Below are 17,205 nucleotides of genomic sequence, written 5' to 3'. Positions count from 1 at the left end.
TATGCTCACAAGAAGACATATTAGGGTAAAAGTGTTACAGTCCATTTACGCATTCAATCAAAGAGAGCATCAGGACCTTGATAAGCAGGAAAAATTCTTATGGTACAGTATAGACCAAATGCATGATTTGTATCTATTAATGCTTCAACTGTTGGTTGCCATGCAGGAACATGCAGAGGACTACCTTATTAAATCTCAGCAAAAGCATTTGGCTACAGACTTGGAAAGAAACCCTAGCAGAGCGTTTGTAGATAATAGATTACTTCAGCTAATAGCGAAAGACAGTTCCCTTTCTAAAGCCATAAAAAACAAAAAACTAGATTACTGGAAGGAAGATGGTGAATATGTTAGTATTCTTTTTAAATCTTTAATTCAGCAGGACTGGTATGAAGAATATCTTTCAAAAAAAGACACCAGTTTTAACGAAGATAAGGCATTCATTGTCAGGGTATATAAAGAAGTGATCGCACCTAATGAAAAATTATATGAATACCTTGAAGACAAGCGCCTTACCTGGTTGGATGACTTTCCTATAGTTAATACCGTTTTGGTAAAAGTACTTTCTAAGGTCTCTGCAAAAAACATAGGTACTACATTAATTCCGGATCTGTATAAAAATGAAGAAGACCGTGAATATGCGCTGCAATTACTTCGGAAAGTAATTTTGAACGATGAAAAACTAAACAAAGAAATTGAAGGTAAAACCCCTAACTGGGATAAGGAGCGTATTGCCGGGATTGATATGATTATTTTGAAGATGGGTATTTCAGAGTTTTTGAATTTTCCTTCTATTCCTGTGAGGGCTACCATTAACGAATACCTGGAAATTTCGAAAGAATATTCAACACCAAAAAGTAGCTTGTTTATTAATGGGATTCTGGATAAATTGGTGAAAGATTTTTCCGAAGCCAAGAAATTAAATAAAATTGGGCGAGGGCTTACGTAAAATCAAAAAAATAAGTATTTTAGCGACGCTTAAAACTTAAAAATTTTTTATTCTATGAAAAAATCAATCTTAATTGTAGCAGTATTATCTGTCTTTGCCTTTACTTCATGTAAAGAAAATGCTGCAGACAAAGTGAGCGAAGAAAATGTTGCAGCTGCTGCAGAACGTGATGCGAAAGCAGGAGAGGTTCCTGTTATGACTTTTGAAGAAACCGAATTTGATTTTGGAACCATCGATCAAGGCACCCCAAAGGAACATGTATTCAAATTTACAAATACAGGAAATGCTCCTTTAGTAATAGTAGATGCTAAAAGTAGTTGTGGATGTACAGTACCGGAATATACAAAAGAACCTGTTGCCCCTGGTGATAAAGGTGAGTTACTGGTAAAGTTTAACGGTAGTGGGAAAAATCAGGTAAGCAAAACAGTAACAATTACTACTAACACAGCTGCCGGTAAAGAAACTATCAAGATTAAGGCTTTTGTAAATGCTCCTGAAGGTGCTGCTGCAACAGGCCAAAACGGTATCTTAAAAACCCAATAAGAAATGGGTGGTGAAATGCAACAATTCCTTGGACCTCTTTTACTTTTTGCTGTTTTTATAATTTTTTTCATTGTATTACCACAGCGAAAAAAGTTAAAGCAAGAAAAAGATTTTAATAAAGGCCTGAAAAAAGGAGATAAAGTAGTTACTAAAAGTGGAATGCATGGAAAGTTATTGGATTTAAACGATGACGGGACTTGCATTATAGAGACCGGAGCCGGTAAAATGAAATTTGAACGCTCTGCACTCTCCATGGATATGACAAAAAAGATAAATGCTCCTGTAAAAAAATAGTTGCACTTTTCTAAAACGATAAAAAACCTTCAGTGAAAACTGAAGGTTTTTTATTTGAATATTTTTAATATTAAAATGAAACAGTGTAGGTTTAAAAAAAGCCCTGAACAAGAATGCTTTTATTTTTTTTGAGATACAACCTCCTGGGCAATGTTAACAATCACTTCTATTGCTTTAAGCATACTTTCAACCGGGACATATTCATACCTGCCATGAAAATTATGCCCACCGGCAAATATATTTGGGCAAGGAAGTCCCATGAAACTTAACTGTGAGCCATCTGTACCTCCTCTAATAGGCTTTATGATAGGTTCGATTCCTGCTTGCTTCATAGCTTTTTCGGCAATTTCTACAATATGCATTACCGGCTCGATCTTTTCCCGCATATTAAAATACTGATCCTTTATTTCTACTGAAATAGCTTCTCTTTCATACTGAGAGTTCAAATCGTTAGCCAATTTAAGCATCATTTCTTTTCGTGCTTCAAAGTGTAGCTTGTTATGATCTCTAATGATATACTGAAGCTTTGTCCCGTCTACTTCTCCATTAATACTATGTAAGTGAAAAAAGCCTTGGCGGTCTTCCGTATGTTCCGGGGTTTCTAAACGGGGTAAAGAATTAATATAATCTGTAGCAATATACATGCTATTGATCATCTTTCCTTTAGCATAACCGGGGTGTACAATTTTCCCCTTAATGGTAACAACTGCACCTGCCGCATTAAAATTTTCGTACTCCAGCTCACCAATCTGACTTCCGTCCATAGTGTAGGCCCAGTCTGCACCAAACTTCTCCACATCAAATTTATGAGCACCACGTCCAATTTCTTCATCGGGAGTGAAACCTATACGGATTTTCCCGTGTTTAATTTCCGGATGATTTATAAGATATTCCATTGCTGAAATTATTTCAGCAATACCTGCTTTGTCATCAGCACCCAAAAGCGTTGTTCCGTCTGTAGTGATCAATGTTTTTCCTTTATACAGCAAAAGATCTTCAAAATCATCAGGAGATAAAATAATATTCTGTTCTTGGTTTAAAACAATGTCGCTTCCATCGTAATCTTCAATGATCTGCGGATTTACATTCGCACCGGTAAAGTCAGGCGTAGTATCAAAATGCGATATAAAACCAATCACGGGAACTTCATAGGGCACATTGCTAGGCAGTGTCGCCATGATATATGCATTTTCATCTATGGTGACCTCTTGCAGTCCAATACGCTTTAATTCATCCACTAATGCATTAGCAAGGTTCCATTGCTTAGCACTGCTCGGAGTAGTATCACTTTCAGGGTCACTTTCTGTATCTACGGTTACATAACTTATAAAGCGGTTGATGAGGTATTGTTTATCGATCATATACTATTTTTTTCAAAGATATAATAAACCTGAATTATGTAACACAATTTTGGATGAATACAACACTCAAATTTAAAATATGTACCTTGTAGAAAACAAGCAAACAAATAAAACTATCAACTTTTAGATCTCACAGGAAAAATAAAACCTGGTGGTCGTTAACAACCAGATGCAACTATTTTCCAGAGTTTTACTGACTTCTTTCTGATGCCCTTCAAAAAAGGGCGATTCAATGACTTTACTAATTAGACTTTTTTCCAAAAAGTATCACTTTGAAAATATTTGTTTCCAGGAAATTTATTTGAGATAAGTTATGCGCCATATTTTTAACAAAGACACACTGCTGAACATTGTAGATAACCAAAGATATAGGGTTTTTATCGAAAACGTAATTTCGATGTACCATCCTATCCCATCCCTTATCAAAATAAAGGTATACTTTAAAAATCGTCTTAATTAATTTAAATAATCAATACTATTATGAAGCAAAAAAACTTTTTTACAACTTTCATTGCATTATTAACAATGATTGTAGCCAATGCACAGGTGTCCGGTGTTGTTACCGATGATATCTCAGAACCACTCCCGGGTGTATCAATTGTTATAAAAGGAACATCAAGAGGAGTATTATCAGATTTTGATGGAAATTATACTATTGAGGCCACACAAGGAGATGTTTTAGTGTTTTCTTATGTAGGTTATGAAACCCGGGAGGTACCCGTAAGTGGCTCCACTATGGATGTATCACTTAAATCTGGAGTTGCTCTGGATGAAATTGTTCTAATTGGTACAAGGAACCCCGGAAGAACTGCCATAAATTCTGCAGTTCCGGTTGATGTATTGAATATGGAAGAAATTATTGCGAGTGCACCACAAGTTACGGTGACAGAGATCCTTAATTATGCGGCTCCTTCATTTTCATCCAATACCCAAACTATTTCAGATGGTACCGACCATATCGCTCCTGCTTCTCTTAGAGGATTAGGCCCAGATCAAGTATTGGTATTAATAAATGGGAAAAGACGTCATAAAACAGCTTTGGTGAATGTAAACGGAACTTTTGGAAGAGGGTCTGTAGGAACCGATTTAAATACAATACCGGTAAATTCTATTGAGCGCATTGAGATATTAAGAGATGGAGCCGCTGCGCAGTACGGGTCTGACGCAATTGCCGGTGTGATTAATATTGTTTTAAAGAAAGCCACGAACGAGCTAGCTCTTAATATTACAACAGGAGCGAATTTTACCAGTGAAAATCCGGATGACGGAGTAGATGGCGAAAAAATAAATATAGGTGCAAACTATGGTTTGCCTCTTGGAGATGATGGCGGGTTCATCAACTTTACAGGTAATTTTGATTTTAGAGGTGCTACCAATAGAATGATAGAATGGGAAGGCCAAATATTCAATCTTTATAATACTGTTGAAAGATTTGCAGCTAATGATGGATATGACCTAAGCTTATTATTGGATGATGATGTACAAGATGTTATCTTATATGGTAATCAGGCAGGGTTAAACCTTCCTACAGATGCAACAAAAGAAGACCTGCAAGGACTATTGGCAGATGATAATACCACAGCAGAGCTTGCTGCCAGAGGATTAACCCGAAGTGATTTCAACATGCGTGTTGGGCAATCTGAATTAAGAGGAGGACAGTTTTTTGGAAACTTTGAGTTACCCGTAGGTGATAACCTTAAAGTTTATGCTTTTGGTGGTTTAGGTTTTAAAAATGGAAATTCGGCAGGGTTTTATAGATTGCCTTATCAGTCCAGAGCTTATACTCCCGCCAGGATAAATGGATTCTTACCTGAGATCAATACAAATATTAAAGACAAAGCGCTGGCCATTGGGATAAAAGGTAAGATAGGTGACTGGAATGTTGACCTAAGTAATAATACAGGTAAAAATGATTTCACATATCGAATCGCCAATTCTTTAAATGCCTCTTTAGGAAATTCAACTCCTTTTGAAGCAGATGCCGGAGGGTTTAATTATGGAGAAAACACTTCAAATCTGGATTTTTCTAAATTTTATGATGATGTATTGTCTGGTTTGAATATAGCCTTTGGTGCCGAATACAGGGTAGAGAACTATGTTATTGCTGCTGGTGAGGAAGCTTCTTATGCACAGTATAATATGGAAGGAAATGTTCACGACCCTACAGACCCTGACTCTGTTGTTCCAACAGATTTCTTCGGAAGCACACGGCCGGGAGGTATTCAGGTTTTTCCAGGCTTTAAACCTGAAAATGAAGTGGACGCTTATAGAAATTCTGTAGCCGGGTATGTAGATGTTGAAGCAGACTTTACAGAAAGTTTCAGAGCTACAGCTGCAGCAAGATATGAGAATTTCTCTGATTTTGGCGGAACCCTAAACGGAAAAGTATCTTTCCTGGCGAAGGCATCCGATAATTTAAACATTCGTGGGTCAGCCCAAACCGGTTTTAGAGCCCCGTCCTTACATCAAATTCATTTTAACTCTACTTCGACCATATTTGTCGATGGAGTGCCAAACGAAGTGGGTATTTTTCCTAATACCTCCCGTGTTGCAAGAATATTAGGGATAGAAGAATTGAAAGAAGAAACGTCCATAGGTTTTACAGCTGGATTCACGGCCAATATACCGGGTCCGAAAGTAAAACTAACGGTAGATGGCTATCTGGTCAATATTGACGACAGAGTAGTTTTAAGTGGGCAGTTCAATGATAATGGAAATGCAGAATTAGCAGCACTATTTGCTCAGGCTAATGCCAGCCAGGCTGCATTTTTTACAAATGCTGTCGATACTCAAACAAAAGGAATTGATTTTGTGGTTGAAAACAATATGAATGTATCAGATAATATGAAGTTAACAAATACTCTTTCTTTTACGTATTCTGAAACTACAGTTGAAGGCATCAACATACCTGCTACGATTACCAATGCAGGTTTGACAGATACATTTTTCGATGCCACCAGCAGGATCTATCTGGAATCTGCTGTGCCAAACACACAGGGAACTCTCACAAATAATCTAAGTCTTAACGACAATTGGAATTTCTATTTAAGAAACAGTTACTTTGGTGAAGTTGAAGAAGCAACCAATAATACAGATCCAACAGTCGATAGAATATATGCTGGAAAAATTGTTACTGACCTTAGTGTTTCTCATAATTTTTCTGAGAGCCTGAAGTTTACTTTAGGCGCGAATAACCTTTTAGATGTTTATCCGGATGAAGCAGACGAAGCTTTCAGATCTTCCGGAAGATTTATTTACTCAAGACGCTCTAAGCAATTTGGTGTTGGAGGAAGGTTCTTGTTTGCAAGACTTAATATATTGATCAAATAATAATAAAGACCTATTGGTTTTTAAAGAGGTTGTCTAAAATTAAGACAACCTCTTTTTGTTTTATGGCCTTAATAAATGATTCAACCAGCAATTTAAAGCCTTCAGCCACCTTATTGATGAACCAAAAGCTAAAGAAGTTGTGAGATCAGGGAAATACCATATATCATTTTGGCTTTGGACAATCTCCCTTTCCAATTCCAAATCCAATTGTTCAACTTATCAGGAATTTAGATAACAATAACTATTTACTAATTTTAGGGCTACCTAAACTTCGGAAAGAGATAGCACTTTTTTTACAGCAACATCAAAACATTGGCAAAATATCTTTTAGAAAAATTTAATATGGCATTACTTCCGAGGACAGATTTCTATTTTGAACCGGATAAATATGTTTTTCGACTCGCATTTGTCAATTTTAATGGAAAAAAACTATAAATGAATATCAAAAGAATAGAAATATGCCTTTAAATTTAAAATTTATTGAAACCTTTGCACCCAATATCACTTTAGGAATTCAAAAAATCATTGATTTTACAAATTCATTGAAATAATTTCATTAACAAACCAAATAAATTAAGGTGTATAAAATAATTCTCAGACCAATCCTCTTCCTCATTGATCCGGAAAGAATTCACTATTTCACTTTTTCGGTGATCCGATTTTTAAACACAATTGGTTTTAGCGGGCTTTTTAGAAGTATGTATAAAATTGAAAACCCTAAACTGGAACGAGAATTATTTGGTTTAAAATTTCCAAATCCTGTAGGTCTGGCAGCCGGATTTGATAAAGATGCCAGGCTATATAAAGAGCTTTCTAACTTTGGCTTTGGTTTTATAGAAATTGGTACGGTAACACCGCTGCCACAACTTGGCAATCCCAAAAAGCGATTGTTTCGTTTAAAAAATGATGCAGCTCTAATTAACCGGATGGGCTTTAATAATGGAGGTGTAAAGGAAGCTGTGGAAAGGCTTAAAACCAATAAGAAGGTTCTTATTGGAGGGAATATTGGTAAAAATAAAATTACACCCAATGACAAAGCAGTAGATGACTATCTAATCTGTTTTGAAGCATTATTCGATCATGTAGATTATTTTGTTGTAAATGTGAGCTCGCCCAACACACCTAATCTAAGAGAACTTCAGGATAAAGAGCCATTAACAAATCTATTACAGACACTTCAGGATAAGAATAGTGAAAATCTAAAACGAAAACCTATTCTTTTAAAAATAGCTCCTGATTTAATCAATGAACAATTGCTGGATATTATCGATATTGTATCAGAAACTAAGATCGATGGAGTAATTGCAACCAATACTACGATAGCCCGTGACGGATTGATCTCAGAAAACAAGAAAGAATTAGGTGGGTTAAGTGGAAAACCCTTGACAAAAAGAGCTACGGAAGTGATCCGTTTCCTTTCAGAAAAAAGTGACAACGCTTTTCCAATTATTGGTGTTGGAGGTATCCATAGCGTTGAAGATGCTTTGGAAAAAATTGAAGCCGGAGCAAGCTTAATTCAACTATACACCGGCTTCATTTATGAAGGCCCAAAACTAATCAGGGATATTAATAAGGCATTACTTAAAGCTTAATAATTTTTTTTGTAGTTGCCTTATTATTTTCGTCTATAGTATGTAATACATAAACTCCCGAAGCAAATTCAGTAATATCAACTATTAACTCTGAATTATTAATGTTGTTAACTGAAGCTATTTTTTCACCTAATATATTGTAGACCTCAACCGTTTCTAAATTACTTCGAGTTGTAATTGTGATATTTTCTCTGGCCGGATTTGGAAAGATCTGAATTGAATTTTCCGTTTCAAAACCAGAAACACCTAGTATATTTTCCAATGTGATTGTTAAAGTTCCAATCTTTTCGGAAGAAAAAGGAGCTACTCCCTGCAAACTTGAAATAGGTTCTTTAGGATTTGTTTCGCTATTTGTAGAAGTGTAATCTGTTCCACTATCGGTTCCCGCATCATAAGGAAACAGGTCAATTATAATCGAATCCTTCCAGTCATTATTTCCATCTAAGAGATTAATACTGTTTACGGCAATCATCCAATCCGGACTAGGAGCTATCATGGATGCAAGTGTGAGATACGGAAATTCATCTGTTGTTGTTACATCATTAATTATAGTTTGCCCCAATGCAGTAGGCAATCCATCTCCATCAATGATCTGGTTGGCGGTTCCTGCAGTGATAGCAATGTTTACTTCAGAAAAGAACACAGTGTTACTGCCTAATTCGGCGATATCTTTCACTCCTTCAGTAGCAGTTTGTCCCATTTCCAAAAAGGTAACAGCATTGGTGTGAGTAACACCTACTAATTTAGACCAGTGTGCATTGGCAGGTAAATTACCACTGGAATGTGGATGTGCGGCTTGGCTCCAATTGCTATCAAAAGTAATTGTGTATATAGCAGTTGAGTTTTGTGAATACAACAGTGTTGTAATAAAAGCAATTAAAATAAGGGATAATACATTCTTTTTCATAACAATTTTTTATGCAAGTTAAATTTCAAATATCACAGAAACTTCACAATTAATACTATTTTTAAAAAATGTTAGAAACACTTATTTCGTTTTCATTGGCAACTCTGGCATTGTCCATTTCGCCGGGGCCGGATAATATTTATGTACTTACTCAATCACTTGTAAATGGTAGTAAAAGTGGAATTGCAACTACAGCAGGACTTATCAGTGGCTGTATTGTTCATACCGCATTACTTGCCTTTGGTGTTTCGGCAATAATTACTGCTTCAGAGAGTATTTTCTACGGGATTAAGGTTTTTGGTGCTTTGTATTTACTGTACTTAGCTCACAAAGTATATAAGAGTGATGCTAAGGTTTCTATAGGCGATAATGCTCCAAAGAAGTCAAATGCAGGACTTTTTAAAAGAGGCGTTATTATGAATTTGGTCAACCCTAAAGTGATGATCTTTTTCCTTGCATTCTTTCCGGCATTTTTGTGGAATCCAAGTGAGAATACAGCGCTTCAATTTTTTATTTTAGGGATTACTTTTATGCTGGTTTCATTTGTGACCTTTAGTACGATCGCTCTTTTGGCCGGAAGTATTTCCAAATATTTACGCGAACACAAAACAGTTGGAGTAGGTTTAAAGTGGCTACAGATTTTAGTTTTTGTAGGGATCGCCGTGTTTATTTTAATTCCCTAAATTTCTTTTGAATACTGTTTTTTGTAGCTTCAATATGCCATTAGAAATGCTATCTTTACGGGAATGCAAAAAGTGAAACTCATAGAATGCCCTAGAGATGCCATGCAAGGCATTAAAGATTGGATTCCTACCAAAGAAAAAGTACAATACATACAATCTCTATTGCGTTGTGGATTTGACACAATAGACTTTGGAAGCTTTGTATCCCCAAAAGCAATACCGCAAATGCAGGATACGGCAGCGGTGTTATCTCAATTGGACCTTTCTGCCACTAAGAGTAAACTTCTGGCAATTGTTGCAAATGTAAGAGGAGCTCAAGACGCTGTTGTACATCCCGAAATTCAATATTTAGGATATCCGTTTTCAATTTCTGAAAATTTTCAAATGCGTAATACCCATAAGACCATAGCACAGTCAATAGATGTATTACAGGAAATTTTGAATTTGGCAGAAGCTAACAATAAAGAGGTAGTCGCTTATTTATCAATGGGCTTTGGAAACCCATACGGAGATCCGTGGAATGTGGAAATAGTAGGGAAGTGGACCGAGAAACTTTCGGACATGGGTGTTAAAATATTATCGTTGAGTGATACGGTAGGGACATCTACTCCGGAAATAATTACCTATTTGTTTTCAAATTTAATTCCGTCGTACCCCGGGATAGAATTTGGAGCACATTTGCATACAACACCAACTGCCTGGCATGAAAAGGTAGATGCTGCTTTTAAAGCAGGTTGTAGAAGGTTTGACGGTGCGATTCAAGGATTTGGAGGTTGCCCAATGGCAAAAGATGAGCTAACTGGGAATATGCCTACTGAAAAAATGCTGAGCTATTTTACGGCTCAAAAAGTAGACAGTAATATAAATACAATGTCTTTTGAAAGCTCGCATAATGAGGCTACAAAGATTTTTACAAAATACCACTAAAATGAAGCAAATTATTACAATATCATTGCTTTTGGGATTGCTAGTTATAAGCTGTAAGCCCAAGCAATCTGTTTCCGGAAACAAAGCTGATGACGGGATCATTACTTTCAAATTCATTCAGCTAAATGATGTCTACGAAATAGCTCCCTTAAGCGGTGGTAAGTATGGAGGAATGGCACGAGTAGCTCATGTAAGAGATTCCATTGCCGGTGAAAATCCAAACACCTTTATGTTTATGGCGGGAGATTTTTTAAATCCTTCTTTATTAGGAACAATAAAATACGAAGGAGAACGCATTCGCGGAAAACAAATGATAGAAGTAATGAACGCTATGAAATTTGACCTTGTCACTTTTGGAAACCATGAATTTGATATAGGAGCAGAGGCACTTCAGAAACGGTTGGATGAGTCTAACTTTCAATGGACTTCTGCAAATGTGTTACGTGTAACCGAAACAGGAAACGAGCCATTTAAAATTCAGAAACCCTTCGCAGACATTCCTGTAAAAAATACACACACCCTCACTTTTGCTGATGCGGATGGAACAGAAATAAAAATAGGCTTTTTTAGTGTTACCATTCCTTCCAATCCCCAGGATTTTGTGTTCTATGGAGATATTTTTACTGAAGCGGAAAGAGCCTACAAGACGTTAAAGGAAACAACAGATATAGTTGTCGGCCTAACCCATATTAAAATTGAGCAGGATAAAATATTGGCAAAATCCTTTTCCGGGCTTCAATTCATTATGGGCGGACATGAACATAATAGTATGTTGGTTCCATCCGGGAATGCAATTATTGCAAAAGCAGATGCCAACGCAAAAACAATTTACATTCATACGCTTACGTATAATAAGAAGACAGGTAATCTGGAAATAGATTCCCATCTAATGCCTATTGATGAGAAAATAGCATCTCAACCTGAAGTAGCTGTAATTGTAGACAAATGGAATTCTATTTTGAAAAGTAAGATAGAAGAGGTGATTGCAGACCCTAATGAGGTGATCTTTTATGCAAGCCCACCATTGGACGGGACCGATAGCGCAAGTAGAGGGGTACAAACAAACCTTGGTGATATAATAACACATGCTATGGCTCTATCTTTTGAAGTTGAAACAGATGCAGCATTGGTAAATGGAGGCTCCATACGGTTAGATGATGTACTGCAGGGAGAAGTGACAAGCTTAGATATTTTTAGGGTATTGCCATTTGGAGGCCAGGTCATAAAAGTAGATATAACAGGCGATCTTTTAATTAAAGTACTTGATTTTGGTAAATCCAAAAGCGGTACAGGAGCCTATTTACAACGATATAATTTAACAGAAAGTTCCTCCGGAGGTTGGTTATTGGAAGGCAATCCTATTGAAAGTACAAAAACATACAAAATAGCTTTTAGTGATTTTTTACTTAAAGGGTATGATATTCCTTTTTTAACACCGGAAAATAAAGGCGTTTTAAAAGTATATGAACCAAAAGAAACTGAAACAGCTTCAGATATTAGAAAAGCAGTAATTTTATATTTGAAATCCCTTAAAAAATAGAATGTGAAAAAGTTTATAAGATATTTTTTGATACTTGCGCTAGTTGCCTTAGTGGTTATACAATTTATACGCCCTGATAAAAATAATCAGGGATATGAAACAGTAATTGCCTTTGAAAGTGAAACAAAACCATCTGTGCAGGTAGCCTTAATTTTAAAAGAGAATTGTTACGATTGCCATAGTAACCAAACAGAATATCCCTGGTATGCAGAAGTAGCTCCTATTTCATTTTGGCTGGAAGGCCATATTAAACATGGTAAAGGACATTTTAATGTTTCTACCTGGGAAGACTATTCCATTAAAAAGAAAGATCATAAACTCGAAGAAGTAATTGAAATGGTAAAAGAAGGGGAGATGCCTTTAAACTCTTATACCTGGGTACATGAAAATCTGGAAGAAAACGATAAGATTTTATTATTACAATGGGCTACCGTTGCAAAGCTTCAATACAAAGGGCAATTAAATGTATCTTCTAATTAGTTGTTTGTCAGCAATTTTTAAAAATCTTCTTATTTTTATTTAAAATTAATCTAAATAAGCTTGCTTAAAAGTTTTTTCAATAGTAATTTTGCACCTTAATTATTCAATTATTTATATTAAGTCTAAATAAGAACAAATGAAAAAACTACTAACTCTTTCAGCATTGCTTATTGCCGCATTTTCTTTCGCGCAAACAGCACAAGATTCAACTTCACTCAATCCTCAACTACAACAAAATGCCGCACAACGTATCCTCTCGGGAAACTTTGGTAAAGCAGTTACCATTGGTGCTTATGGTGAGATAACCTATAACCAGCCGGAAGGAGACAATGGAGAACTTGATGTTCAACGATTGGTACTTTTATTAGGATATAAATTCAATGAAAGAACGCAATTTGTTTCCGAAATAGAATTGGAACATGTAGAAGAGGTATTTGTTGAGCAAGCCTTTGTAAATTATGTAGTTAGTGATAATGTAAGCCTTAGAGGAGGATTGATGTTGGTACCAATGGGGATCGTTAACGAATTTCACGAACCAACTACCTTTAATGGAACAGAACGCCCGGCGGTAGATAACAGTATCATACCAACTACCTGGAGAGAAATCGGAGTAGGTGTAAATGGACGTTTTCCTGATGCTTCATTAGGTTATCAGGCATACATTTTTAATGGATTTAAATCAACTACTTCAGATGGAGAAGGCGGCGCAGACGGATTCTTAAAGGGAAGTAACGGACTTCGTGGCGGTCGCCAAAAAGCGATCCAGTCTACTGTAGATTCCCCTACTTTTGCAGCAAAATTAGATTATTATGGTCTTCCGGGATTGCGACTGGGGCTTTCCGGTTATTTTGGAAAAACACAGGCTGAAGATGACGTTGAAATGTTGGATGGTTCCAATATTGATATTTCGATGGTAGGATTTGATGCACGTTATGGCTTTAAAAAATTCTCAGCCAGAGGGCAGTTCATTTACGCAGCATTAGGAGATACCGAGGCATATAATAATTTAACAGGGAAAGACCTGGGTAGTGCTTTGCAGGGATACTATATAGAAGGAGCTTACAACATTTTGCCACTATCCGCAAAACAAAGGCTGGTAGCTTTTGCTCGCTACGAAAGCTATGATACACATGCAAAAACTGATGGTGACTTAGCACGAAATGATGCCTATAACCGCACAGATATTACTACGGGATTAAGCTATCATATTGCTCCCGGTGTTGTGGTAAAGGGAGACTACCAGTTTAGAGATAATGAAGTAGAAGGAGGCGATGTGGACGACCGATTGAACTTTGGGATTGGAGTATGGTTCTAATCCTTTTATTAAGTGTTTGTTAGTTTAAACCTCTTGTTATGCAACAAGAGGTTTTGACTCTTTTTGTTGTTAGAGTTTTTAATTTAAATACCTTTGCATTATGATTGAAAAGTTGTTTTCTTTTTTTGTTATTATAATCTTTTGTGCTGCTTTTGCTGTTCCTGAAAAGATACAAAAGAAAGCAGATAAAGTAATGGCAAAGTTTTATGAGACTGAAAATTTCCAAAAGGAGGCCATTGTCATTCCGAAGGATATGAACGACAAAACAGTTTCAGAATTTGAAGACGAAAATCTTTTCAAAATCACCTCTAACGGAAACTTACTTGGGTATGGATATATAGGTAACGCGCCCAGCAAAACGGCTACTTTTGATTACCTGGTGTTGTTTGACAAGGATTTTATTATTACCAAAAGTAAGGTTCTGGTATATCGTGAAGAATACGGTGGGGAAATTGGAAGTAAACGCTGGCTACGGCAATTCAATGGAGCTTCTTCCTCTTCAAATGAGCTAAAATACAATCAGGATATCATACCTATTAGTGGAGCAACTATTTCTGTACGTTCCATGACCAATGCAATGAATAACCTGTTGCTAAGTATCGCTGTGCTTCAAAAGCAAAATATTCTGTAATGCAACTAAACGGTCTTATTCATACTTTTCCGAAACATGTAAAACTATTTATAGCAGCTTTTGTCATTGTATTGAGTATTGGCTACATGACAGGACTATTATTTGTGGGCCAGACCGAATCTACTACTCCGGATGGTATGGTGGAAAACTATTTGGGCAATGAAGAAGAAGTAAATGCAAAAGTGATGAAATTTGAAAAAGGAGAGCGTGAGATGCTCACTATTTTGCATACACATGTGCTGTCTATCTCTTTCATTTTTTTCTTTTTGGGAGGATTGATTAGCATTACCTCATTACCCAGAAAATTAAAAGCTTTTTTGATGATAGAACCTTTCTTTTCTATCATACTCACTTTTGGCGGTATTTATTTATTGTGGAAAGGAATGCTGTGGATGAAGTATGTGGTATTGATTTCCGGAATTGTTATGACTACTGTATTTGTAATAGGTGCCATTGCTGTTTTAATACAGTTGTTCAAAAAACAATAAATCTCAACTAAATGTAGTATATTTGCACGCAATTAAATAGTAACCACTTTCCGGTACTTCGGAATATAAATTTAATTGCAATGACTGCACACAACAACAAAATTCTTGGAGAAGGCCTTACCTACGATGACGTACTTTTAGTGCCTGCCTATTCTGAAGTATTACCACGAGAAGTTTCTATCAAAACAAAATTTACCCGAAACATTTCATTGAATGTTCCTATTGTTTCCGCAGCAATGGATACGGTGACCGAAAGTGCTATGGCTATTGCAATGGCACGCGAAGGAGGTATAGGGGTATTGCATAAGAATATGTCCATTGAACAACAAGCAGTGGAAGTTAGAAAAGTGAAGCGTGCCGAAAGTGGAATGATACAAGATCCTGTTACCTTACCAAAAACTGCTACAGTGGGCGATGCACAAAGCACAATGCGGGAGTATAGCATTGGAGGAATCCCTATTACAAATGATGAAGGGAAACTAATTGGTATTGTGACGAATCGTGACCTCCGATTCGAGAAAAATTATGAGCGTGAACTCAGTGAGGTAATGACTTCTGAAAATTTAGTAACTGTAGCAAAAGGGACCTCTTTAAAACAAGCAGAGATCATTCTTCAAAAAAACAAGATTGAGAAATTACCTGTAGTATCTGAGGATGGAACTTTGCTGGGATTGATCACGTTTCGGGATATTACAAAATTAACCCAAAAACCTACTGCCAATAAAGACGAATTTGGAAGATTACGTGTAGCAGCAGCTTTGGGAGTTACGCCAGATGCTGTAGAACGTACCAAAGCACTTGTAAATGCACAAGTAGATGCAGTGATCATTGATACGGCACACGGACATACAAAAGGTGTGGTTTCAGTTTTAAAAGAAGTAAAGAAAAAATTCCCCGAACTAGAAGTTGTAGTAGGTAATATTGCTACCGGAGATGCTGCTAAATACCTGGTTGAAGCAGGAGCCGATGCTGTAAAAGTTGGAATCGGGCCGGGGTCTATTTGTACAACACGCGTAGTGGCCGGAGTTGGATTTCCACAATTCTCTGCCGTTTTAGAAGTAGCAGCAGCTATTAAAGGGACGGGCGTTCCGGTTATCGCAGATGGCGGTATCAGGTATACCGGAGATATTCCAAAAGCCATTGCAGCAGGGGCAGATAGTGTTATGTTGGGCTCATTGTTAGCCGGAACAAAAGAATCTCCAGGAGAGACCATTATTTATGAAGGGCGTAAGTTTAAATCCTATAGAGGGATGGGGTCCGTAGAAGCAATGAAACAAGGTTCTAAAGACCGTTATTTTCAGGATGTGGAAGACGATATCAAAAAACTGGTGCCGGAAGGCATTGTGGGCCGGGTGCCTTATAAAGGTGAATTGGTTGAAAGTATGACACAATTTATTGGAGGGTTGAGGGCCGGAATGGGCTACTGTGGTTCTAAAGATATAGATACTTTAAAAGAAAGCGGAAAGTTTATAAAAATTACGGCTTCGGGAATACATGAAAGTCATCCGCACGATGTTACCATTACAAAAGAAGCACCAAATTATTCCAGATAATCAGGTGCTTCCAACAGCTAATATTTTTATAAAAATTATTCTTCCTCTACAGTAATGCCTAATTCTTTCAGGACCTTTATAGTAAGATCGTAATTGTTATCAGCATATACTATAGTAGTGTCTAATTGAAGTACTTGTGTAAAAGATTCAGTTTCAGCAACCTTTTCCAGAGCAACACCTATTTTTTGATATAAAGGTCTTACCAATTCATCACGTCGTATATTTATAAGCTTAGTACCATTCTGCTGAAATTTGCTCAATTCATTTTCCGCATTTAGGATCTCATCTTGTTTTGTCTTCTTTTGAGCGATTGTAAAACCAGCTTCCCCATCCGTATAAGCCTTCACTAAAACATTGTAAGCTTCCAGATTTTTATTGAATTCTACGTCAAGTTCTTTTCCGTAGTCTTCAATTTGTTTTTGTATTGCCGGAAGTTCGGGCATTTTTGAAAGTATAAAATCAACATCAACAGTACCTACTTTTGTTTGAGCAAAGGCAGTTACAGAGATAAACAGAAATAGAATTTTAAAGATTTTCATGAGTTTTGTTATTATTTTATTGGGCTGCAATACTACTAAAAAAATTGATATTTATTTAATTTTTAACAGGATGTTA

Annotated in this window: 16 protein-coding genes; 13 read left to right on the top strand and 3 right to left on the bottom strand. The window is 36.6% G+C overall.

Translation table 11 applies throughout. The annotated features are described in order from the left end of the window. The first annotated feature begins 1 nt into the window (after window position 1). From nusB to yajC, 3 genes are read left to right on the top strand one after another with little or no spacing between them, the layout of a single operon-like run. Window positions 2–946, top strand: a complete 945-nt coding sequence (gene nusB, locus ACY2RT_RS03370; protein ID WP_490154460.1) for a transcription antitermination factor NusB — start codon at window positions 2–4, stop codon at window positions 944–946. A 54-nt stretch (window positions 947–1,000) separates the two neighbouring features. Next, window positions 1,001–1,489: a DUF1573 domain-containing protein gene (locus tag ACY2RT_RS03365; protein WP_490154459.1), complete on the top strand. Its 489-nt coding sequence runs from the start codon at window positions 1,001–1,003 to the stop codon at window positions 1,487–1,489. Window positions 1,490–1,492: 3 nt separating this feature from the next. After that, entirely contained in the window at window positions 1,493–1,783 is a 291-nt protein-coding gene (gene yajC, locus ACY2RT_RS03360; RefSeq protein WP_490154458.1) for a preprotein translocase subunit YajC, read from the top strand. A gap of 119 nt (window positions 1,784–1,902) precedes the next feature. On the opposite strand, the gene pepT is transcribed toward yajC, so the two are convergent. Further along, the gene (gene pepT, locus ACY2RT_RS03355) at window positions 1,903–3,144 is read right to left on the bottom strand and encodes a peptidase T (RefSeq protein WP_490154457.1); all 1,242 of its coding nucleotides are present in this window, start codon (window positions 3,142–3,144) and stop codon (window positions 1,903–1,905) included. 480 nt (window positions 3,145–3,624) lie between these two features. Between pepT and ACY2RT_RS03350 the strand changes: the two genes are divergently transcribed. Further along, window positions 3,625–6,474 carry a TonB-dependent receptor gene (locus ACY2RT_RS03350; protein ID WP_490154456.1) on the top strand — a complete coding sequence of 950 codons (2,850 nt, stop codon included), beginning with the start codon at window positions 3,625–3,627 and terminating at the stop codon, window positions 6,472–6,474. 578 nt (window positions 6,475–7,052) lie between these two features. Next, window positions 7,053–8,066 carry a quinone-dependent dihydroorotate dehydrogenase gene (locus tag ACY2RT_RS03345; RefSeq protein WP_490154455.1) on the top strand — a complete coding sequence of 338 codons (1,014 nt, stop codon included), beginning with the start codon at window positions 7,053–7,055 and terminating at the stop codon, window positions 8,064–8,066. Here the strand turns inward: ACY2RT_RS03345 and ACY2RT_RS03340 are convergent. Then, the gene (locus ACY2RT_RS03340) at window positions 8,056–8,973 is read right to left on the bottom strand and encodes a T9SS type A sorting domain-containing protein (protein WP_490154454.1); all 918 of its coding nucleotides are present in this window, start codon (window positions 8,971–8,973) and stop codon (window positions 8,056–8,058) included. The genes ACY2RT_RS03345 and ACY2RT_RS03340 overlap by 11 nt on opposite strands. A 68-nt stretch (window positions 8,974–9,041) precedes the next feature. On the opposite strand from ACY2RT_RS03340, the gene ACY2RT_RS03335 reads away from it, so the two are divergent. The 8 genes from ACY2RT_RS03335 (at window position 9,042) to guaB (ending at window position 16,590) form a co-directional block, all read left to right on the top strand. Next, a complete protein-coding gene (locus ACY2RT_RS03335) occupies window positions 9,042–9,656 on the top strand; it encodes a LysE family translocator (protein ID WP_490154453.1) in 615 nt (204 codons plus the stop codon). Between the two features lie 63 nt (window positions 9,657–9,719). Further along, window positions 9,720–10,583 carry a hydroxymethylglutaryl-CoA lyase gene (locus ACY2RT_RS03330; protein WP_490154452.1) on the top strand — a complete coding sequence of 288 codons (864 nt, stop codon included), beginning with the start codon at window positions 9,720–9,722 and terminating at the stop codon, window positions 10,581–10,583. Window position 10,584: 1 nt separating this feature from the next. Then, window positions 10,585–12,123 (top strand): bifunctional metallophosphatase/5'-nucleotidase, encoded by a 1,539-nt coding sequence (locus ACY2RT_RS03325; RefSeq protein ID WP_490154451.1) that lies wholly within the window; start codon window positions 10,585–10,587, stop codon window positions 12,121–12,123. Window positions 12,124–12,126: 3 nt separating this feature from the next. Then, entirely contained in the window at window positions 12,127–12,603 is a 477-nt protein-coding gene (locus tag ACY2RT_RS03320) for a heme-binding domain-containing protein (protein WP_490154450.1), read from the top strand. 136 nt (window positions 12,604–12,739) lie between these two features. Next, window positions 12,740–13,918, top strand: coding sequence for a porin (locus ACY2RT_RS03315; RefSeq protein ID WP_490154449.1), 1,179 nt, complete (start codon window positions 12,740–12,742; stop codon window positions 13,916–13,918). 100 nt (window positions 13,919–14,018) lie between these two features. Beyond that, window positions 14,019–14,549, top strand: a complete 531-nt coding sequence (locus tag ACY2RT_RS03310) for an FMN-binding protein (protein WP_490154448.1) — start codon at window positions 14,019–14,021, stop codon at window positions 14,547–14,549. After that, the gene (locus ACY2RT_RS03305; protein ID WP_490154447.1) at window positions 14,549–15,037 is read left to right on the top strand and encodes a hypothetical protein; all 489 of its coding nucleotides are present in this window, start codon (window positions 14,549–14,551) and stop codon (window positions 15,035–15,037) included. The genes ACY2RT_RS03310 and ACY2RT_RS03305 overlap by 1 nt, the downstream gene beginning before the upstream one ends. Window positions 15,038–15,117: 80 nt before the next feature. After that, window positions 15,118–16,590, top strand: a complete 1,473-nt coding sequence (guaB, locus tag ACY2RT_RS03300) for an IMP dehydrogenase (RefSeq protein WP_490154446.1) — start codon at window positions 15,118–15,120, stop codon at window positions 16,588–16,590. 35 nt (window positions 16,591–16,625) lie between these two features. Here the strand turns inward: guaB and ACY2RT_RS03295 are convergent, their stop codons facing one another. Continuing rightward, window positions 16,626–17,129, bottom strand: coding sequence for an OmpH/Skp family outer membrane protein (locus tag ACY2RT_RS03295; protein WP_490154445.1), 504 nt, complete (start codon window positions 17,127–17,129; stop codon window positions 16,626–16,628). Window positions 17,130–17,205: the final 76 nt, after the last annotated feature.

The organism is Ulvibacter sp. 2210JD10-4 (genome assembly GCF_058148525.1).
This window is presented reverse-complemented; position numbering and strand designations above follow the sequence as displayed.